Here is an 18,150-nt window from a genome sequence, read left to right as displayed (position 1 = left end):
CAACCTCCTTATGTATATGTATTACAATTATTCGAGGTTGTTTGGGAGATAACCTTTAAACATATAGAAAATTCTGAAATTTACGATTATTGTCCTTATATATAAAAATGTTATTTCATTTGCATCGAAGTATAATGCAACCACCGGTTTCAAACATTTGCTACTCTTAGGTTACATCATTCTACTTCTCTATTCTTATGAATTTTTATAATCTATAGTAAAAATAAAATTATAGGAGTTGAAAATCATGGAATTTTATAAAAAGCTAAAAGAAGAACGTTTAAAGCATAACTTATCACAAGAAGAACTAGCTCTTAAATTAAACATAAGCAGACAATCAATTTCTAAATGGGAGCTTGAAAAAGGCTATCCGAATATTGAAACACTTATTACATTAAGTGATTTATTCAATATTAGCATTGACGAATTAATTAAAGGAGATGATTTCTTGAAAGATAAAATCATCAAAGAAGGGAAAAGGGGGGAATTAAAAATGACAGATCAATTCAAATGGTTATATGTAATGAGTTCGATTTTGGTAGTATTTTGGCTTTTTGTACTTCCTTGGTCCAATCCATCAGGTCTAATATTAAGTATAATTAATCTCATAGCTGTTACTTATTTTGTAATTGTCGTTAACTATATCAAAAATAATAAGAAAAATTTTTTTAATTAAACTTTAAAATTAAAGCCGACAGCCAGTCAGAGTATGAATATTATCCAATTGCTGTCGGCTTTAGTTAATTCAGATTTAATTTAAATTTTGGATACTCGAATTGTTGAAGTAATGGTAGTATCTCCATGCCTATCAAGTTAAAATCTTATACCAACCCCAGAACGGAATTTTTGTACAATTTTTTTGTTGTTTAGCAATCAGTCCAGATTGTTGAATAAAATGTGTTGAAATCAAATAAATAAGCCATTTAGGAGGTGGAATTGCTAATGAAACAACAAGAGCAAGTTATCTTTCGTGAGGTTCAGCGGCCACAACAAATTTGGATATGGATACTCATATTAGGGATCGCCATACTGATGTGGTATGGATTTATTCAACAAATTATCTTTGATATTCCGTTTGGAGATAAACCAGCTCCTAATGGTGCATTAATTGTCTTGTGGTTAGTTTTTGGGATTGCTTCTCCTATATTAATGCTTGGGGTATTGAAGCTAATTATTGAGGTTCGTGGAAAAGGTCTTTATGTTCGTTTTGTACCTTTTCATTTTCAATATAGGGGGTATCTCCTCAAAGATATACGTAACTATGAAAGTATTACTTACAGTCCGTTAAAAAGATTTGGAGGATGGGGAATTCGTTTTAATTTTAAGGGTGAAAAAGTCTATAACATGAATGGAAAGAAAGGCATAGAGTTAAAGTTGATATATAATTCAGTTGTAATAGGTACTCAAAAACCGGACGAACTAAAAAAAGCATTGGACTCGGCAAAACAGCATAATGAAAATTAAACTGTAGCAAATGAGCGCTTTAATGGAGGAGAGGTCACAAAAATAATCAAACTCTTTTATGATGGAAACATTCATTACGTGATTAGTAAATTCAAACACAATAGCCAATGTGTTACTAACGATTATTTGGATTTTATTGACACTCTTCGTAACTTTTTATTGGATTGCTAATAGAAAGTTTAATTATGAATAATTATGATGAGGATAGTAGATTTACGAATGCTTTTAAACCTGGAATAATATAATGGATTCAAATAAAACACCGAAATAAGAAAAAGCTTCCACTACTGTGGAAGCTTTTCTAAATAATGTGCAATATCAATATACATATTTGAATAAACCGAATGTATTTCATTACTTGGCGTTGCGTTAGAAGAGAAATGAACGATTACCATATTTGCTTTCGGATCGATGTAAAGTGTTTGTCCGTAACTACCTAACACTTCAAAAGCACCTTGTTCATTGTGCGGAATCCACCATTGATTATGATAAGAAATGGAAGCTCCAGGGCCAATTGCAAGTTCACCTTCTTGGACATTTTTTATATCTTCAGTAATAGAAGAAGGGAGAATGTGTTTTCCGTTATATTCCCCATTGTTTAATAGTAATTGTCCGAATCTCGCCATATCTCTAGCAGTTGCATTTAATCCAGCACTAGCTTGTTCTACTTTTGTTTCATCTGTAACGTAATACGCGTTTTCTTCCATACCAATTTGAGACCAAATTCGTTCGCTTACATTTTCAGCTAGTGATTTACCAGTAATAGTTCTAATAATCCAAGCGAGCGTTTCTGTTGATCCGTTATTGTAAGAAAAGGAAGAACCAGGCGGTGCAGTTTCTTCGGCTTCCCGTAACATATCATAAATTTTCATCGGACCGTCGTAATTTTTGCCGCGGGGTAAAATATTGCTAGCTAAATATAATTGTGCATCTTGATTTTCTAGCCCAGGTTGCTCATATCCATGAGTAGGATATTCAGCTGAAACTTGCATGTCCATTAATTGCTGAAGTGTGGCATTACCGAACGGTGTGTTTTTTAATTCTTTTATGTAAGTGTCAGCTGTTTTTTCTAAGTCAATACGTTTTTCTTCAGCGAGAGATTGTATAATTGCCCCGGTAAAGACTTTTGCTAATGATGCCATACCATGAGGTTCATTCTGTTTATACCCATTGAAATATCGTTCATAAACAAGTTGTCCATTATGTACAACGACAAAAGCATCTGTTTTGTTATCGTCTAAAAGTTTTTTTAGAGGAGTTGTATTTCCGAATCTACGCTCTACAGCAAAATCATCTAAGTTTTGCAATGCGGAAGGGAAGTGAGCAATTTGGTCAGGGTTGTTTTTTACGTTATTAACTAAAGTGAATTCTTTCATATGGGTATACGACCAACGTAAGTAAGGGTCATTTAACCAGTTTTCTTTTGTCACATTATGTTTTGTTGGGGTCGTTTTATTTTGTTTGAAGTAAGTAAACCCAAGCCCTGTAATTACAAATATGAATGTTAGTATAAGTAAGAGTAGGGGAGATTTTTTTAGTTTCATATATGGCCCTCCTTTTTATTTCTACTATAAGTATACGCTCGTCTTGAAAGAAATACAAAATAAGGAAAGTAAACGGGGAAGTTTACTTTCCTTATTAACGTTAAGCGGAAATTTTTCCGTCTGTAGGTTGTTTCTTGAATTTTTGTTTTCGTCCGTGTAATCCATAATATAAAAGTAAAGTGAACGCAACGATAATAGCTGCGATAAAATACATATTATGATAACTGGATTTCGCTGCGACAATACCTAAAATGAAAGAACCAAAACCAATACCACTATCAAAGAATGAGAAATACGTAGCTGTCGCAGAACCACGTCTATGGTTTGGAGCGGCAGAAATCGCAATCGTTTGGAAACTCGGAATTAATGTTCCGTAACCTAAACCGATTAGCATACCTGCGCCAAGGAACCAAAATGAAGTTTGTGCTTGGCTTAATATGAACATTCCGATTGTGAAAATAATGATAGCAGGGTAAACAAGTACATTTTCACCGAAGCGATCAAAAATCTTTCCTGTAAATGGACGAGAAATGACAACAACAAGTGCGTATAAAATAAAGAAGTAACTTGCAATTTCACTTAAACCGAGTTCTTTTGCATAAATAGGAATAAAGGATAAAATACCACTATAAGAAAAGGCTAAAACAAATCCTGTAAGTGCAATCGGAATAGAAGATGGTTCGATTAAGTCTTTCCATTTCATTTTTTCACGTTTTTGTTTGCTAACAGGTGCTTCGTGCGGAATATCTACAAGTAGTCCTAATAAAAATGCAAGTAATGAAAATACGGAACAAACGATAAATAATACTGTAAACGAAAAATGAGAAATAATTGTTAAACCTAAAAAAGGACCAATTACCATCGGCAGACTCATAAATACGCCGAAATATGCAAGCGCTTCGCCTCGTCGATGAGCTGGCGCAACATCAGTTACAATCGTACCAGTAGCTGTCGTTGCCATCCCGAACCCAATACCGTGCAAGAAGCGAAGGGCAAGTAATAAGAATAAACTTTGCGCACCGAAATACATAACAGTAGCGGCTAAAAATAATGAAAGTGAAATAAATAATATTTTCTTTCTTCCTAAATCATCGAGCCATTTTCCTGTGAATGGTCTACATAAAACAGAAGAAATAAGAAACACAGTTGCAACTAAACCAATTTCCTCAGGTTTTCCTTTTAGGCCGTCTATGACATAGACAGGCAGAGTAGTCATAAGCATGTAAAATGTTAAGAAAAGAAATAGACTACTAAAACAAGTTCCGAGGAAATCCTTCGTCCAAAGTTTCTCACTTTGCATCGTCATCCCTCCAATTTAATCTAAATTTTTAATAATTTGTTGTAACACTTGAAATGCTTGATGTAAATCATCTTCATTAATACCTTCTAGCGTTTTTTCTTCGAAAGTATCAACTTCTTCTTGCCATACTGGAATCATCTTTATCGCTGTTTCGGATAAAGAAATGAGCTTCTCGCGGCGATCTTTACCTTCTGTACGAATAATCCATCCCATCGTTTCCATACGTGTTAACGTACGAGTCATCGTTGGTGATTCAACATTTAAATACTGGCACAATTCTGTTTGCGTACAAGAACCAGTTTGATTAATGCGGAAAATAACAGCCCATTGCGCACTAAATAACCCTGTTGGAGATACACGTTCATTAAATTTCTTCGTAAACTTTCGAGAAGTCTGGCTGACGATGTGAAAAAAATGTTGTTTTTCGTCCATGTATTTTGATCCTTTCAAATTAGTTACCTAGCTAACTATATACTTTTTTATAATAATTGTCTAGTAATAGACATGTTGATTTATGTAAAAAATTCTTATAGGTTTTATGTTGCGAACGTATATTCTACGTGCTATTCTTTAATTAAGTAAAGAATTTTCTTTCTATTAAATAGAATGGGGGAACTTGTGATGATTAAGCCTGCAACAATGGAGTTTGTTTCACTATCGAACGGAGAAACGATTGCATATCAGGAAGTTGGAAGGCGAAATACAGATATTCTTGTACTCATTCACGGGAACATGACATCGTCACAACATTGGGATTTAGTCATTGAAAAGTTGCAAAATCAATACCATATTTACGCTCTTGATTTAAGAGGGTTTGGACAATCAACGTATAATCAGTCGATAGATTCATTACAAGACTTTGCAGACGATGTAAAATTATTTATCGACGAGTTAAAGCTAGAGAAATTCTCCTTAATGGGCTGGTCAATGGGCGGTGGCGTTGCGATGCAATTTACAGCGAATCACCCAACTTTTGTAGAAAAGTTAATTTTAGTAGAATCAGTAGGAATGAAAGGTTACCCAATCTTTAAAAAAGATACGAATGGGCAGCCAATTGTATCAAGTTTAGTAAAGACGAAAGAAGAAATTGCGCAAGATCCAGTACAAATTGCTCCAGTATTAGACGCGATAAAAAATATGAACAAACTATATTACCGTACAGTATGGAATTTATTAATATATACACATAATCAACCTGAACCGGACCGTTATGAAAAGTATTTAGATGATATGTTAACGCAACGTAATTTCGTAGATGTGAATTATGCGCTCATTACATTTAATATTTCAGATGAACATAATGGGGTTGTAGAGGGAAGTAAACAAATTCATCGTATTAAAGCGCCAACACTCGTCATACAAGGAGATAGAGATTATGTCGTTCCGCAAGTAGTCGGTGAGGAATTAGCGAAACATTTGCCAAATGCAGAGTTGAAGGTATTAGAAGATTGCGGACACTCGCCGTTTATTGATTGTTTAGATGTATTTATAAAACATGTAGAGAATTGGTTAGAACAGAAATAATCCCCGAAATGAGCAGTATTGCATATACTATAACATTTGTATGTTAAAGGGGAGATTATCAATGCATCAACCATTTTTCATCGCTTATTCGCCATATAATCATTACGCATATACAAAAATGATGATAAAACCGCTGTATATGCAAGTTTCGCCAGCTGTAGTTCCTTTACAAATGCAATATCCGCAGCCACCAATCGCTAACGCACAGCAATACTTATATGAAACTGCTTTTTATAAACATCCATACTTTAAGCAATTTCATAACAATGTGAAAGCACAAGTTTGGGAAGGATAAGGTAACAAGCTAAAAGATTCATTCTTTTAGCTTGTTTTTTATTGCGAATATTCGTACACGCATTTGCAGAAACGGTTTATAATGAAAAGTGGAAGCGTGAGAAGGAGAGGGAAAGGGATGTCAATGCGTTTTACTTTTTGGATTATGGTTGGGATTGTAGCAATCTCGGGTTTATCACAAGGAATGCTCTTACCGGCCATTGCAATGATTTTTGAACAAGAAGGGGTTAGTTCAAGTATTAATGGTATTCATGCGACGGCATTGTACATTGGGATATTAGTTATTTCGCCGTTTCTTGAAAAACCGATGCAAAGGTTTGGAATGAAGCCGATTATTGTTATAGGTGGGTTTCTCGTTATTATTTCATTATTCTTTTTTACACAAACATTTTCATTTTGGGTATGGTTTATCCTTAGATTTCTAGTTGGAGTTGGAGATCATATGCTTCATGTCGGAACACAAACATGGATCACGACAACATCAGACCCAAGTAAAATAGGGAGACAAGTATCGATATACGGTGTATTCTTCGGAATTGGTTTTGCTGTTGGTCCGTATTTAGCAAGCACTGTGCAGTACGGTCTTGCGACACCATTTATTATATCTACTATACTTTGTTTAATAGGTTGGCTTTTACTACTTCCAACAAAAAATGCATTCCCAGCGCAAGATGAAAGAGAAGTGAAGAGTGAATCATCATTTTCTCGTTATAAACAAGTTGTTGGATTAGGATGGATTGCACTGCTGGGACCACTTGCATATGGCGTACTTGAAGCAATGTTAAACAGTAACTTACCAGTATACGCACTTCGTAAAGGGTGGTCTGTTTCAGATGTATCCTTCTTATTACCAGCATTTGCAGTTGGGGGTATTATTACACAAATTCCGCTCGGTATATTGAGTGATAAATACGGAAGGGACCGTATATTAACGTGGACGTTTAGCATAAGTACGGGCATTTTTCTACTTGCCGCCGTATTTGATCAATATTACTGGATCGTCTTTGCCTGCATGCTTTTAGCGGGTATGGTTATTGGATCGTGCTTCTCTTTAGGGCTTGGATTTATGACTGATTTATTACCGAGACATTTACTACCGGCAGGTAATATATTATCCGGAATCGCTTTTAGTTTAGGAAGTATTATGGGACCTGTATTAGGCGGCGTATTTATAGAAAAAATACAGTATACAAGCTTTTTTATTGCGGTTATGATTATAATGGGAATTCTCGCAATGTTATATATGGTCTACATGAAAAATCAATTTGCATCAAGAAAAATAGAAAGTAGGTTAGGGCATGACAAAACAACCTAATAAAAAGAAATTTGAAGTACTTGAAAATGAAACAATTACAGACTGCTTAGCACGTATGGAACAAGAAGGCTACGCTCCGTCTCGTCGTATGGAAGAGCCAATCTTTCATGAAGTAAAAAAAGACGGTAAAACAGTAGTTGAACCGTGCGGTAGGAAGATTGTTTTTGAAGGGAAATTGAAGTAATCCAATAACAAATTCTCTTTATAGTATAGAGCCATCCAATAGTTGGGTGGCTTGTTTTTTTATTAATCAATGCAGGAATTGAATAGAATGAATCTCTCGTTCATTTCTCCTAATGGGCTTCTTTATATGGGACAAAAGATTGCTACTTTTTTCGTATATTGGTAAAATAAGTTCTTGGGTCTTACTTATTGTTATCGGTATAATGTTTGTCGCTTGAATGAAAGAAATTAGTTGCAAAAATTTCGCACTATGTAAAGGGGTACAGCAACGATCCCTTTTTTTGGAGGCACCTTAAACATAAAGCGAGAGAAGAGGCTATATGAACGATTCTCCTATCTTGTTTAAATATTAAACGAGTTACTGCAATTGGAATAGGTATATCAAACTAGTCGACATCCTGATGGATCATGTTTTTCTAGCAATCTATCACTTCTGATGGAATCGATAGATTGCTAGAAAGCGGAAAACAATTATTAGTATATTCCGAAGCAGGTGTAATAGAGTGTCCTTCCATAATTAAGGGTAAAACCAAAATACGTTGTTGTAAAGAATGATTTGTTAGAACTAGTTATAAGGAATAAAACAGAAAAGAGGATCACATGTTAGATACTTTACAGAGAAGTAAAAAGTTTTTTTTAGTATGTCTTATTTTTTTAGTGCTTTTAACCGCTTGTGGTAATACTGATGTTAAGACATCTAAAGCTTCATTACCACCGGCTGAATCCAATATAGATACATCATTAAAAGCACCAAATTGGGTAGATAAAAGTCCTATCCAACAGTCTCCTAATTTTACGGAAGATAAAAAAGTACAATCGGTTGTGAATTTAATAGCAACGGGTGATAATTTATATCATGACGCAGTAATTAAAGATGGCAAACAAAAAGACGGTTCATATGATTATAATTATATTTATGAAAATATCAAAAAAGCTGTTAAATCAAGTGATCTTGCTATCGTGAACCAGGAGACTCCGATTGCCGGAAATAATTTAAAAGTACAAGGATATCCGACTTTCAATACACCTGAAGAAGTAGGCCAATCTTTAGTGGACACTGGATTCAATATAGTGACGCAAGCGACAAATCACGCTATGGATATGGGTATTAAAGGTGTTGCGAATACAAGAGAATACTGGAAGAAATATCCGGATGTTATCCCGGTAGGTATTAATGAGAGTCAAAACGAGCGTAATGAAATAAAAACGATTACAAAAAATGGTATTCGTTTTGCGTTACTAAATTATACATATGGTACGAATGGAATTAAAATTCCAGCTGATAAGTCTTGGGCTTTAAATTTAATTGATAAAAAAGAGATACAAAATGATGTGGAAAAGGCGAAGAGTAGCTCTGATATGGTGATTGTTATGGTGCATTGGGGAGTAGAATATACCTCAACACCTTCAAAGCAACAAAAAGAAGTTGCTCAATATTTAACAGATTTAGGTGTAGATGTAGTAATTGGAAATCATCCACATGTAATTCAACCAATTGAGTGGAAACAAAATAAAGATGGACATGAAACGCTAATCTATTATTCTCTTGGAAATCTTATTTCTGCGCAAGAAAAACTAGAAACATTGGTTGGAGGATTATCTTATGTACAATTTGTTAAGTATGAAGATAAAACTTTTGGTATACGACAAGCGGCAATCGTACCGACAGTAACCGACTATGCTGATGGTAAGAAACAATTTAAAATTCAATTTTTAAAAGATTATTCGGATGAAAATTCTAAAAAACATGGAATTAAAAAATTTGTCGGCCCGGTTTCTTTGAAGGATTTCAAGGAGATTCCTAGAGACGTGTTGGGAAATTGGTATAAAGATTAATAAACAAAAAGGGAATGAGATACAATTAAAAAATTTATAATTTTAGCATTGGTATTGGCAATGGGATGGAGTCTGGCTGCTTGTAGTGGAAAGCAAACATCTCAGGCAACTACTAATAATAACGATAAAAATAAAAATGAAATACATGCGAAGAAAAAAGATGTTTTACCTATCTCTGATGTTAATGATTGGAGAATTATCCTTGTAAATAGAGAGCATATGTTATCAAAGGAACTAGGAATTGAATTAACAAGTATCACCCAAAATGCGAAGCCAAATATGAAAATAGATAGTAGAATTGCAACTTCCTATCAGGATATGGTAGCAGCTGCAAAAAAAGAGGGAATCAATCTTTATTTAAGATCAGGTTATCGAGCTATAAAATTACAACAAACTTATTATGATGCTTCAGTTAAAAGCTATAAATCTCAAGGCTTGTCGGATAAAGAGGCTAGTGCTAAGGCATTGGAATATCTTCAGTATCCTGGTGCAAGTGAACATCATACTGGATTAGCGTTAGACATTATTTCAGTTGAATGGCAGAATACTGTAGAAGATTTAAATGCAAAATTTGAAACTACCGATGCATTCAAATGGTTAGATAAGAATGCTGCAGAATATGGATTTACTCTCCGCTATCCAAAAGATAAAGAGAATATTACTGGCATTAAGTATGAGCCATGGCACTATCGTTATGTAGGAAAAGAAGTTGCTGTTTATCTAAAAGAAAAAGGGTTAACTTTAGAAGAATATAACGAAAAAATTAAGTCTGGTAAGTAAAAATATGCTTTAATTTTATTAAACATTATGCACTGCTACAGGAAAAGGTGAATCTGAGGATGTGTTAACCTTCCGCCTAGTATTGTAAAAACTGAGTATGATAATTTGAGCACGTATGAACCAGTTATCGTGTAAAAAGATGTATGTATTAAGAAATTAAAGTTAAGGATCTGATATTCATATCAGATCCTTTTTCTATCGTTCTTTTAAGAGCGACTGAGCCAAAATATTGGAATGAATATAAAAATAAAACAGCCCAAGGAATAGTAAAACGAATCCGGGAGTCTACTCGTACGCTTCATTGGGATTATCCAGAAATAGTTGTTGATGAAATAAGAAAGAATGGGTCTTACTCTCAAGCAAGAATTTAATATGAATGAATTGGATAGAAGGTAGTAATAAAAAACACTGCGCCTGGCAGTGTTTTTTATTATTTCTGCACATAAATACATAGTCATATTGATTAAAGTTTCACTTTATTGAAGAAAAATGCGAAAGCCATTCATAAAATATGGAAATGTTAAAATCCCTTTGATAAAATAGCAATATGTAAAAATAATTATTTGTTAATTCTTAATGTAATGAATATTCATGTTTAAATATACGAATTTAACTACATAGTTATTGTGCTAAAGGGGGAGAAAGATGTTAGATGAATTGTACAATGCTTTTTTAAATGCGTCTGGTTTTACAGAAAGTGCGAGGAAACGAGATCGGTATGATGATTTACATGATTATTTAAAAGATAAAGAAAGAGAGTTAAAGCAATTCATTCAAGAGGCTGAATCAGCGAAGAGAGAGTATGAGAGTAAAAGTAATGGCTTAGAAGCTAATAAAATTCCGGCAGTTGAATTTGAACAAAAACGTCATGAAAAGGATGAAGACTTAAATACAGTATTATCCTATTTTAAAAGTGCATTAAGCGATATTGGATCTGCGAAAAGTACAGCTTATGCAAAGTATTTGGAATATAAAGCGAAAGCAGAATCGGAGAAAGCGTCAGCATACGCTGCAGCGACCAAGGCTTTTGAAGAAAAGAAAAAGGAATTTGAAAACTTTATCCATTAAGCATACAAAGAATGGAGGGAACCAACATGAGTGGTAAAGAGGTTGAAATTATAGGAAGTAACACCGCAAGTGCCATTTCTTACGCACAAAACATTGAAAATGGTATGAAGGATTCTTTAAACCAAGCGAAAGACTTAAAAGCATATGTCACAGGTGCGAAATGGAATGGAAAAACGAGAGATGCCTTTTTAAGTTATCTTGATTTGATCATTCAATATAATTCAGAAATGGTAGAGGCATTTGAAGGACATACGAAAGCTTTGAAAGAGTTAGATAAAAGCATTCAAACGTACGGAGATAAATCGGAAGTAAGGGCGATAAAACAACTGTGATGGAGAAACGAGGGATAAAAGAATGGGGAAAGAAATGAGTTTTGCACCTGCTGAATTATATGTTCTCGCAGGTGCAGCTGGGGTTACCGATATATTTGGATTGCCAAACCGTGACGCAATTATTTTACTTGATGCAGAATGTGTCACGAAAGCAACTACGAGTTTAAAAGAAAAAGGCCTACTTACAAGTGAAAATGGAATTACCCCTGCAGCTTTTCAAATAATTGAACTATTAAAGGAATATGAAAGTTGTCATGAATACACGAGAATGAATAATGTATTAATTGGCTTTTTGAAAGAGGATAAAGACCGAGTGGCTGTATTAACGGAAATAGAACCAAATAAAAAATACGAGATCGACTACATACCAAAGCCAGACGTATATTTTTCCTTATTAACACGCATCCCTTTCTTATTGAGAGAACCGAGGGAAATAGAAGATACATTTTTCTCAAAGAGAATGACAGAAGAAGAACAACAAACATTTGAGGAAAAAGATTTATCAAATAAAAACGTTATAGCGATAGAAACGTATACGAGGCCTCGAAGTAATAGAGGAGGAAAATGGGAATGTTTCTTATATTTCACTGAAGGAGAAGATTTCGTTCAAATAGATGTAGATCGTAATCGATATGACTGGGTGAGCCTCTATGCGGTTAATAAGAAATTGTATGACGTGTTAAAAATGCCATATAAAAAGTTAATTGACCCGAGACAATTCTCGTTAGGAGGTATTCAATAATGCAAGTATCAATGGGAGATAGTGGTTCTGGTGGTGGAGAAGAAGTATTAGTTAATTTTCAAGAACTACTAGATATAGTAATGAAGTTAGAAAATATATATAAAATCCATGTAGACGTCATTGGAACGAATATTGAGAGTTTATTAAGCTGTGATTTTTATCAAAAAGGTGAAGCGATGAGAGTAATTGAAAAATATCCTGATATATTACACAAAACACTAGAATTGGCTGAACACTATTCTAGGTCAGCGACAGTTGTAGGGAATGTATGTGTAGAAATGCTTGAAAAGGACGAACAATTACGTGAAATATTAAGTAAGTTGTAGAAATCACCATACGGCTGGGGGGATGAAAACGAGATGGATGTGAAATATAGACCTGAACCATGGCAAAACATGGGGGATGGTATGAATCGAATTACAAAAGATGCACTCATGAAATTACGGGAAGCAAATGAATCATTAAAAAGAATTGATGGAAGAATACGAGATTTAGACTCGGATGGTAGTATACATTTTAATCCTAAAGATCAATCGCAAAAAATCGGGGAATTACTTGATAGCTATTCGACATTACAAAAATATTGCGGAGAAGCAGGTCGATTAGTCTCTGAACATATAGATAAACCTTTTTTAGTAGAAATGGATAAATTCGCTCAAAAAATGAGAGATACATCTATTCTCAGTTTTGAAACAAATAACCGAATTGGCTCTACAACAACGACAGTATTACCAGGTGCGCATGCAGGCTACGGAAGTGTACCACAAACAATACAGAAGAAGAAAGATAAAATAACAGTAGAAGATATTTTTAAAGATTCACCTGCATTTGATAACGTACTGAGAGCGGAGTACGAAGAACTAAAAAAACAAAATCCAGATGCAAAATTAAATTATGAAGAATACAAGAAAGTAGTCCCATCCACACGAGGATTTGAATACAAATCGATAGAAGATGAACAGAAAAAACTAGAAATGGTGCGAGACATAGGAATAGGCGTAGGAATCATCATCACAACAATCCTTTGTCCACCACTCGGGGCCGCTGCCGCAGTAGTATACGGCGCTGTACAAATAAAAAGTGGTATCGACGGAGAAGACTGGGGAACACACCGGAAATTGAGCCAAGAAGAGCGGGTAGGAAACATCATTTTTGGCGGATTAGATGCAATCCCAGTTGTGGGAGCGGTAGGAAAAGGAGTAAAAGCATTCAAAGGCACGAGTGAATTAGCTGATTTAGCGAAATTATTAAAATTCAAAGAAGGAATGCCTGGTTTTAATCCAAATTTGGGTAAAAATGTGGTACAATCATTGCGTGATAATAAAGCTATTATGCTTGACCGTTTGAAACTAGCAAGCCTTAAAATGGAGAAATCCGGAAATGAAAAGATGTATCAACTTGGCGAAAAAATAGCCAAAAGCATAGATGATAGGACAGCCAAATCGGCAAGTTTTGAAGTTGACGGAAATGGCTTACTATTATCTAAACAAGGTGGTACAGATTTCCAAAGCTGGGTGAATAAGCATCATACAGAAAGTAATAAGATTATAGATGATAAGATTAAGGGTGTAGAGGCTTCTCTTGCTAGTAAGGGTACGGGTGAAGGACCTGTAAAAGTAAACTATGGAGAACAATATGCTAGGGAAAAACGTAAAAAGATATTAAAGCCAAATGTTGAGTATACAAGTAAAGAAGGATATACATATACAACAGATAGTCAAGGGCGTGTTGCAAGTTGCGAGGGTAGCCTTCAATTAGGTGATGGTAAGCGGAATAACTACGCTCAGAGAGTGGTAGGTGGGAATGACCGTTTGGATGATGATGACGGCGGACATTTAATTGCAACTATATTTAAAGGCTCTGGTAATATGGATAATTTAGTTCCAATGAATAGTAACTTAAACAGAGGAGAATGGAAAAAACTAGAGAATGAATGGGCTAATGCTCTTAATGATGGTGATAAAGTTAGGGTGAAAATAACGCCGAATTATAGCGGGAATTCAAAACGTCCAGACAGTTTTGTTATTAGATATAAAATTGGTGATGAAGATAGATGGAGATTAAAGAATTTTGATAATGTACCAGGAGGAAAATTAGATGAATGATGAAAAATTAAGCAAGTTATACAATGAAATAGCAGAGGTTGTAATTGATACAATTCCAGAGAAGTGGTTTAAGGTTTACCTGTATGGTGAGGTTGGGGAAGGTGCTCAAGAATCATATTTTTATTACTACCCTGAAGAGAATAGTACTCCTATTTACAGTCATAGTATTTTTGAACTCTTTAATGTCCCAGAAGAAGAATATTTTAAGAAGTGGCATCGTTTGTTAGATTGTATTAAGAGAATGAAGAAAGAGTTTATTGATAATGATCAAGAAGCTTGGACAAATTTCACTATGATTTTTGATAATACAGGAAAGTTTAATATTGACTTTAATTATGATGACCTTTCAGATGAAAATTCCCACGAGAGAATGATTATTTGGGAATATGAACATCTTGGTCTTATGCCTAAAAGTAATTCAGGGAAAAAATACTTAGAAAAGCATCTTAAAAATCTTGAAGATACAAAAAATTGAGTGCAATACCATATATGATAAAAGTTTATAGTGGTTTAACGTAAACATGCATAAGCATATATGAGAAGTGGGTAGAAAAAGAAATGGCTATTTTGAAGAGTAAACTCCATGATGGTTGTACCATCATGGAGTACTATGTACAATGATAGAAAAGAAAAAGAAGTACGAGCTTTGGCGAGATGACATTTTACTGGGTGCTGAATATAAACACATGGAATATATATTAAACTAACGAACTCGTACAAACTCGTAAGTTTTAACGTAGTAGTTGTTACCACATATAAAAGGTGTCATACTGTTACTACAAAACTTACAAATTTATGCTGCTTAAAAACAGATGAAACTTAAAGCACTTGATTGTCTATTTGAGGCAACAAGTGCTTTTTTGTGTTTTAGCGTTGAAATAATGTGGTACAATCGCCTAGGGAAAATAAGACTTTAAAGAATGCACTAGATGCTATGAAAAATACTCCTATTCCAGTAACGGTTAGGATGGTGGATACTGGAATAGGAGTGAAGCTTCCTTCAACTGTTGGAGAAGTAACTGGAAAGTTTTCAAAGGCAAGTACGGTAACTAAGGATGACGCTTATCAACTTGCTCATGGGCATAGTAAATTAGAAGGAAGTAATAAAACTAGCGGAGTGGGTAATAATAGCTCGCGTACTGACGAAATTGGAATCGAATTTAAACATAATCGGAAACATAATGAAGATGAGATTATACGACAATTAAAAAACCAAGAAGATGGACTGGGAAAATTGACAGTTTATGAGTTTATTTAGAATCGGAACCAATTTTTTAAATATGGGAGATCAAAACAAGCAAATTCAGCTCAAAGATTAACACGAAAACAAGCTGTGCAAGATAAGATTGATGAATTTATGGAAGAAGGTTTTTCATTTAGGGAAGCAGAAGAGCAAGCTTTAAAGTGGATAAAGGATAAAGCTGCATTACATGACCCAGATCAAATTGCGGGTGGAAATCCATTAAAAATAACTGGCATGGGTGATTCTAGAATTAATTCATCAATAGGTTCGCAGTGGAAAAGCAGGATTGGTAATGTGGATAAGGAAATTAGACGAGTTGCTGACACCTTATCAGAGGAAGAAAAAAATTGACATATCTTAATGTTAGATTGAAATCGGAGTAGGGGGATACTATGGAAAATATAAATGATTTTATATCTTTCGAAAAACCATCAACAGAGGTCATTGAAAAGTATACAGGGAAAGTTCCAGATCAAATAATAGATTTATGGAAATGCTATGGGTTTGGGAGTATGTTAAATGGATACTTAAGAGCAATAAACCCAGAAAAATATTTAGATATATTAAAGGAAAGTTATGTCCGTTATGAAGAAGCTATCCCAATTTTTACAACAGGTATGGGAGATATTCTTGTGTGGGAAAATAACTATTTATTATTACTTAAGTATCGAAAAGGTACGGTAGATGTAGTAGCTGGAAAATTCAAGTTTTTCTTTAAAAATACGAAAGATGATTATTTTTTAGAGAAAGTATTGGATTGGAAGCATTATCAGCAGGCATTAAATAAATACGGAAAGCTTGAAATAGATGAATGTTTTGGTTACACACCTTTACTTGCACTAGGTGGACCAGAAAAAGTAGAAAACTTACAAAAAGTCAAACTTATCGAGCATGTTTATTTAATTACTCAATTTATGGGGCTGATAGAATAATGAAAGAAGAAACTGGAAGGTGGATTAATCCTCTTTCAGTTTTTTTATTTAAAAGGCTATTAATGTAAATGAAGCTTTAAAAGATACGATTGAGTTAATGTTATAATATAGAAATGTGGTAACGAGAAACTTGGGTTAAATTTATAAAAAGTAATTTTTTATGAATTAAGGCTAACATAAATTCCTAGTATTATATAATTGAAATTAAACTAGCAAAAGGTGCGGACTCCGTAACCCCATTCGCTAAAGGTGTAGAAATACTGCCAGATGGAAGTGTCGCTAGAACTGGAACAAACTATAGCGGGAAATTCCAAGAAGCCCATGACGCCTCAAAGGCGAGTATTCAGAGTAGGATCTCGAATTTGGAGAGTGGAGGGGTTAAGGGTACGGGTAACGCTGTTCATAGATCTGAAATTGACGAAGTAATTAAAAATAATTACGATAAAGACGGAAATTTGATTAATAGATCAATTGTGCCTAAGGGATATGATAGTGTTGAAGATTTCTTAAAACAAGTAGATGATACTACTATCAAAGAATTTGGGTATGATAGTGTTGAAGAGTTTAAATCAGTAGTAGGATATGTTGATGACTTTTTAAACGCTTCACCTAAAAATAATATAATTAATAAAGGATTGGCAGGAGGAACACATGTGCAGGGTGTAGGCTATGATGTGTTAGGTTTTCCTATTTTTAAAGGAGATAACTTAAAATTTGCGTTAAAATTAAAGGAAGAATATTATGTTATGAAAGATACAGATCAGTTTAAAGAGTGTACAAGGATATTAAAAAAGGCAATTGAAGAAGGTAAAGTATCAAGGGAACTTTTTACTCCACAACAGCTTAATCAGATTGAAAAGGGGAGAGCAAGAATAAAGGGGCTTACTTGGCACCATCATCAGGTTCCTGGAAAGATGCAATTAGTATTAACAGATATTCATGGGGTTAACCATCTTGGTGGAAATAAATTATGGGGAGAGGGTATTAGATGAGAAAAGATTTAGAGTGGGAATATGCTGATGCAGAAGTATCAGAAACTAAGATTAAAGAAATTGGATTACAATTAGGCTTCCAGTTACCTCAAGATTATATTGATTGTGTAAAAATAAATGGAGGTGCGAGTGTATTACCAGAAGAATTTAATGTAGGCAATGTAGAGCGTTGCTTTGGTAGTTTATTTAGTTTTGATGAGGAAAGTAGTGAGTACATTGTTAAAAAGTATGAAATATACAAACCTACGCTTCCGCAAAAAGTATTCCCTATTGCAATTGATCCAGCTGGAAATTTAATTTGTTTAGATTATAAAAATAATACAGAAAACCCAATTGTAGTTTTTTGGGAACATGAGAATGCTGGCGAGAAAGAAATGTTAATGCATCAAGAAGGTTTAACAGAAGCACAAGTAGAAGAACTGGCAAGAGAAAATGTATTTTTTGTTGCTAATACGTTTACAGAGTTCTTAAGTAAGTTACATGATTAATAGAAAGT

General features: G+C 34.2%; 20 protein-coding genes and 1 pseudogene. 18 read left to right on the top strand and 3 right to left on the bottom strand.

All coding sequences use genetic code 11. The features are described from left to right. The first annotated feature begins 247 nt into the window (after positions 1-247). Positions 248-676, top strand: a complete 429-nt coding sequence (locus MR112_RS18710; protein WP_053512606.1) for a helix-turn-helix domain-containing protein — start codon at positions 248-250, stop codon at positions 674-676. Positions 677-942: 266 nt separating this feature from the next. Further along, positions 943-1,464 (top strand): DUF6141 family protein, encoded by a 522-nt coding sequence (locus MR112_RS18705; RefSeq protein ID WP_242245206.1) that lies wholly within the window; start codon positions 943-945, stop codon positions 1,462-1,464. Positions 1,465-1,748: 284 nt separating this feature from the next. On the opposite strand, the gene MR112_RS18700 is transcribed toward MR112_RS18705, so the two are convergent. From MR112_RS18700 to MR112_RS18690, 3 genes are all read right to left on the bottom strand, one after another. Then, positions 1,749-3,008 (bottom strand): serine hydrolase domain-containing protein, encoded by a 1,260-nt coding sequence (locus MR112_RS18700; protein ID WP_071739595.1) that lies wholly within the window; start codon positions 3,006-3,008, stop codon positions 1,749-1,751. Positions 3,009-3,108: 100 nt separating this feature from the next. Next, a complete protein-coding gene (locus tag MR112_RS18695) occupies positions 3,109-4,308 on the bottom strand; it encodes an MFS transporter (protein WP_001190318.1) in 1,200 nt (399 codons plus the stop codon). 15 nt (positions 4,309-4,323) lie between these two features. Beyond that, positions 4,324-4,740, bottom strand: coding sequence for a MarR family winged helix-turn-helix transcriptional regulator (locus MR112_RS18690; RefSeq protein WP_000343680.1), 417 nt, complete (start codon positions 4,738-4,740; stop codon positions 4,324-4,326). Between the two features lie 189 nt (positions 4,741-4,929). Between MR112_RS18690 and phaZ the strand changes: the two genes are divergently transcribed. The 16 genes and pseudogenes from phaZ to MR112_RS18605 all read left to right on the top strand — a co-directional run bounded on the left by phaZ (position 4,930) and on the right by MR112_RS18605 (position 18,142). Beyond that, positions 4,930-5,832, top strand: coding sequence for an intracellular short-chain-length polyhydroxyalkanoate depolymerase (gene phaZ / locus MR112_RS18685; RefSeq protein ID WP_048657056.1), 903 nt, complete (start codon positions 4,930-4,932; stop codon positions 5,830-5,832). Positions 5,833-5,893: 61 nt separating this feature from the next. Beyond that, a complete protein-coding gene (locus MR112_RS18680) occupies positions 5,894-6,127 on the top strand; it encodes a hypothetical protein (protein WP_000554159.1) in 234 nt (77 codons plus the stop codon). Between the two features lie 117 nt (positions 6,128-6,244). Beyond that, entirely contained in the window at positions 6,245-7,441 is a 1,197-nt protein-coding gene (locus MR112_RS18675; protein WP_000062798.1) for an MFS transporter, read from the top strand. Next, positions 7,425-7,625: an NETI motif-containing protein gene (locus MR112_RS18670; protein WP_000166303.1), complete on the top strand. Its 201-nt coding sequence runs from the start codon at positions 7,425-7,427 to the stop codon at positions 7,623-7,625. The genes MR112_RS18675 and MR112_RS18670 overlap by 17 nt, the downstream gene beginning before the upstream one ends. 599 nt (positions 7,626-8,224) lie before the next feature. Continuing rightward, entirely contained in the window at positions 8,225-9,460 is a 1,236-nt protein-coding gene (locus MR112_RS18665; RefSeq protein ID WP_242245205.1) for a CapA family protein, read from the top strand. Between the two features lie 48 nt (positions 9,461-9,508). Continuing rightward, positions 9,509-10,240: a M15 family metallopeptidase gene (locus MR112_RS18660; protein ID WP_000241986.1), complete on the top strand. Its 732-nt coding sequence runs from the start codon at positions 9,509-9,511 to the stop codon at positions 10,238-10,240. A 645-nt stretch (positions 10,241-10,885) separates the two neighbouring features. Then, positions 10,886-11,308: a hypothetical protein gene (locus MR112_RS18655; protein WP_000883462.1), complete on the top strand. Its 423-nt coding sequence runs from the start codon at positions 10,886-10,888 to the stop codon at positions 11,306-11,308. A 26-nt stretch (positions 11,309-11,334) separates the two neighbouring features. Further along, the gene (locus tag MR112_RS18650; protein WP_000014535.1) at positions 11,335-11,640 is read left to right on the top strand and encodes a WXG100 family type VII secretion target; all 306 of its coding nucleotides are present in this window, start codon (positions 11,335-11,337) and stop codon (positions 11,638-11,640) included. Positions 11,641-11,662: 22 nt separating this feature from the next. Continuing rightward, positions 11,663-12,382: a DUF5081 family protein gene (locus MR112_RS18645; protein WP_000514125.1), complete on the top strand. Its 720-nt coding sequence runs from the start codon at positions 11,663-11,665 to the stop codon at positions 12,380-12,382. Beyond that, positions 12,382-12,708 carry a hypothetical protein gene (locus MR112_RS18640; RefSeq protein WP_001198201.1) on the top strand — a complete coding sequence of 109 codons (327 nt, stop codon included), beginning with the start codon at positions 12,382-12,384 and terminating at the stop codon, positions 12,706-12,708. The genes MR112_RS18645 and MR112_RS18640 overlap by 1 nt, the downstream gene beginning before the upstream one ends. A gap of 33 nt (positions 12,709-12,741) precedes the next feature. After that, the gene (locus MR112_RS18635; RefSeq protein WP_242245204.1) at positions 12,742-14,487 is read left to right on the top strand and encodes a DNA/RNA non-specific endonuclease; all 1,746 of its coding nucleotides are present in this window, start codon (positions 12,742-12,744) and stop codon (positions 14,485-14,487) included. Further along, the gene (locus tag MR112_RS18630) at positions 14,480-14,962 is read left to right on the top strand and encodes an antitoxin YezG family protein (protein WP_000997350.1); all 483 of its coding nucleotides are present in this window, start codon (positions 14,480-14,482) and stop codon (positions 14,960-14,962) included. The genes MR112_RS18635 and MR112_RS18630 overlap by 8 nt, the downstream gene beginning before the upstream one ends. 405 nt (positions 14,963-15,367) lie before the next feature. Further along, positions 15,368-16,113 (top strand): annotated as a pseudogene (locus tag MR112_RS28915) (polymorphic toxin type 15 domain-containing protein); the annotation flags it as partial. Between the two features lie 9 nt (positions 16,114-16,122). After that, positions 16,123-16,662 (top strand): T6SS immunity protein Tdi1 domain-containing protein, encoded by a 540-nt coding sequence (locus MR112_RS18615; RefSeq protein WP_000427867.1) that lies wholly within the window; start codon positions 16,123-16,125, stop codon positions 16,660-16,662. A 203-nt stretch (positions 16,663-16,865) separates the two neighbouring features. Beyond that, the gene (locus MR112_RS18610; RefSeq protein WP_242245231.1) at positions 16,866-17,654 is read left to right on the top strand and encodes an HNH endonuclease; all 789 of its coding nucleotides are present in this window, start codon (positions 16,866-16,868) and stop codon (positions 17,652-17,654) included. Then, on the top strand, positions 17,651-18,142 hold the full coding sequence (locus tag MR112_RS18605; protein WP_078186757.1) for an SMI1/KNR4 family protein: 492 nt from the start codon (positions 17,651-17,653) through the stop codon (positions 18,140-18,142). Before MR112_RS18610 ends, MR112_RS18605 begins: the two co-directional genes overlap by 4 nt. Positions 18,143-18,150: the final 8 nt, after the last annotated feature.

It is taken from the genome of Bacillus cereus group sp. BfR-BA-01330 (assembly GCF_022663885.1).
In the GTDB taxonomy this organism is placed as follows: domain Bacteria; phylum Bacillota; class Bacilli; order Bacillales; family Bacillaceae_G; genus Bacillus_A; species Bacillus_A cereus.
The sequence above is the reverse complement of the archived record's forward strand: the minus strand, read 5'-3'. Positions and strand labels throughout refer to the sequence as shown.

Excerpts from the sequence above, each read along its gene's own strand:
- MR112_RS18635 (WP_242245204.1), top strand. The coding sequence starts at position 12,742 with ATGGATGTGAAATATAGACCTGAACCATGGCAAAACATGGGGGATGGT.
- MR112_RS18690 (WP_000343680.1), bottom strand. The coding sequence starts at position 4,740 with ATGGACGAAAAACAACATTTTTTTCACATCGTCAGCCAGACTTCTCGA.
- MR112_RS18705 (WP_242245206.1), top strand. The coding sequence starts at position 943 with ATGAAACAACAAGAGCAAGTTATCTTTCGTGAGGTTCAGCGGCCACAA.
- MR112_RS18665 (WP_242245205.1), top strand. The coding sequence starts at position 8,225 with ATGTTAGATACTTTACAGAGAAGTAAAAAGTTTTTTTTAGTATGTCTT.
- MR112_RS18680 (WP_000554159.1), top strand. The coding sequence starts at position 5,894 with ATGCATCAACCATTTTTCATCGCTTATTCGCCATATAATCATTACGCA.
- MR112_RS18655 (WP_000883462.1), top strand. The coding sequence starts at position 10,886 with ATGTTAGATGAATTGTACAATGCTTTTTTAAATGCGTCTGGTTTTACA.
- MR112_RS18700 (WP_071739595.1), bottom strand. The coding sequence starts at position 3,008 with ATGAAACTAAAAAAATCTCCCCTACTCTTACTTATACTAACATTCATA.
- MR112_RS18710 (WP_053512606.1), top strand. The coding sequence starts at position 248 with ATGGAATTTTATAAAAAGCTAAAAGAAGAACGTTTAAAGCATAACTTA.
- MR112_RS18615 (WP_000427867.1), top strand. The coding sequence starts at position 16,123 with ATGGAAAATATAAATGATTTTATATCTTTCGAAAAACCATCAACAGAG.
- MR112_RS18650 (WP_000014535.1), top strand. The coding sequence starts at position 11,335 with ATGAGTGGTAAAGAGGTTGAAATTATAGGAAGTAACACCGCAAGTGCC.
- MR112_RS18605 (WP_078186757.1), top strand. The coding sequence starts at position 17,651 with ATGAGAAAAGATTTAGAGTGGGAATATGCTGATGCAGAAGTATCAGAA.
- MR112_RS18670 (WP_000166303.1), top strand. The coding sequence starts at position 7,425 with ATGACAAAACAACCTAATAAAAAGAAATTTGAAGTACTTGAAAATGAA.
- phaZ (WP_048657056.1), top strand. The coding sequence starts at position 4,930 with ATGATTAAGCCTGCAACAATGGAGTTTGTTTCACTATCGAACGGAGAA.
- MR112_RS18630 (WP_000997350.1), top strand. The coding sequence starts at position 14,480 with ATGAATGATGAAAAATTAAGCAAGTTATACAATGAAATAGCAGAGGTT.
- MR112_RS18645 (WP_000514125.1), top strand. The coding sequence starts at position 11,663 with ATGGGGAAAGAAATGAGTTTTGCACCTGCTGAATTATATGTTCTCGCA.
- MR112_RS18695 (WP_001190318.1), bottom strand. The coding sequence starts at position 4,308 with ATGCAAAGTGAGAAACTTTGGACGAAGGATTTCCTCGGAACTTGTTTT.
- MR112_RS18640 (WP_001198201.1), top strand. The coding sequence starts at position 12,382 with ATGCAAGTATCAATGGGAGATAGTGGTTCTGGTGGTGGAGAAGAAGTA.
- MR112_RS18675 (WP_000062798.1), top strand. The coding sequence starts at position 6,245 with ATGTCAATGCGTTTTACTTTTTGGATTATGGTTGGGATTGTAGCAATC.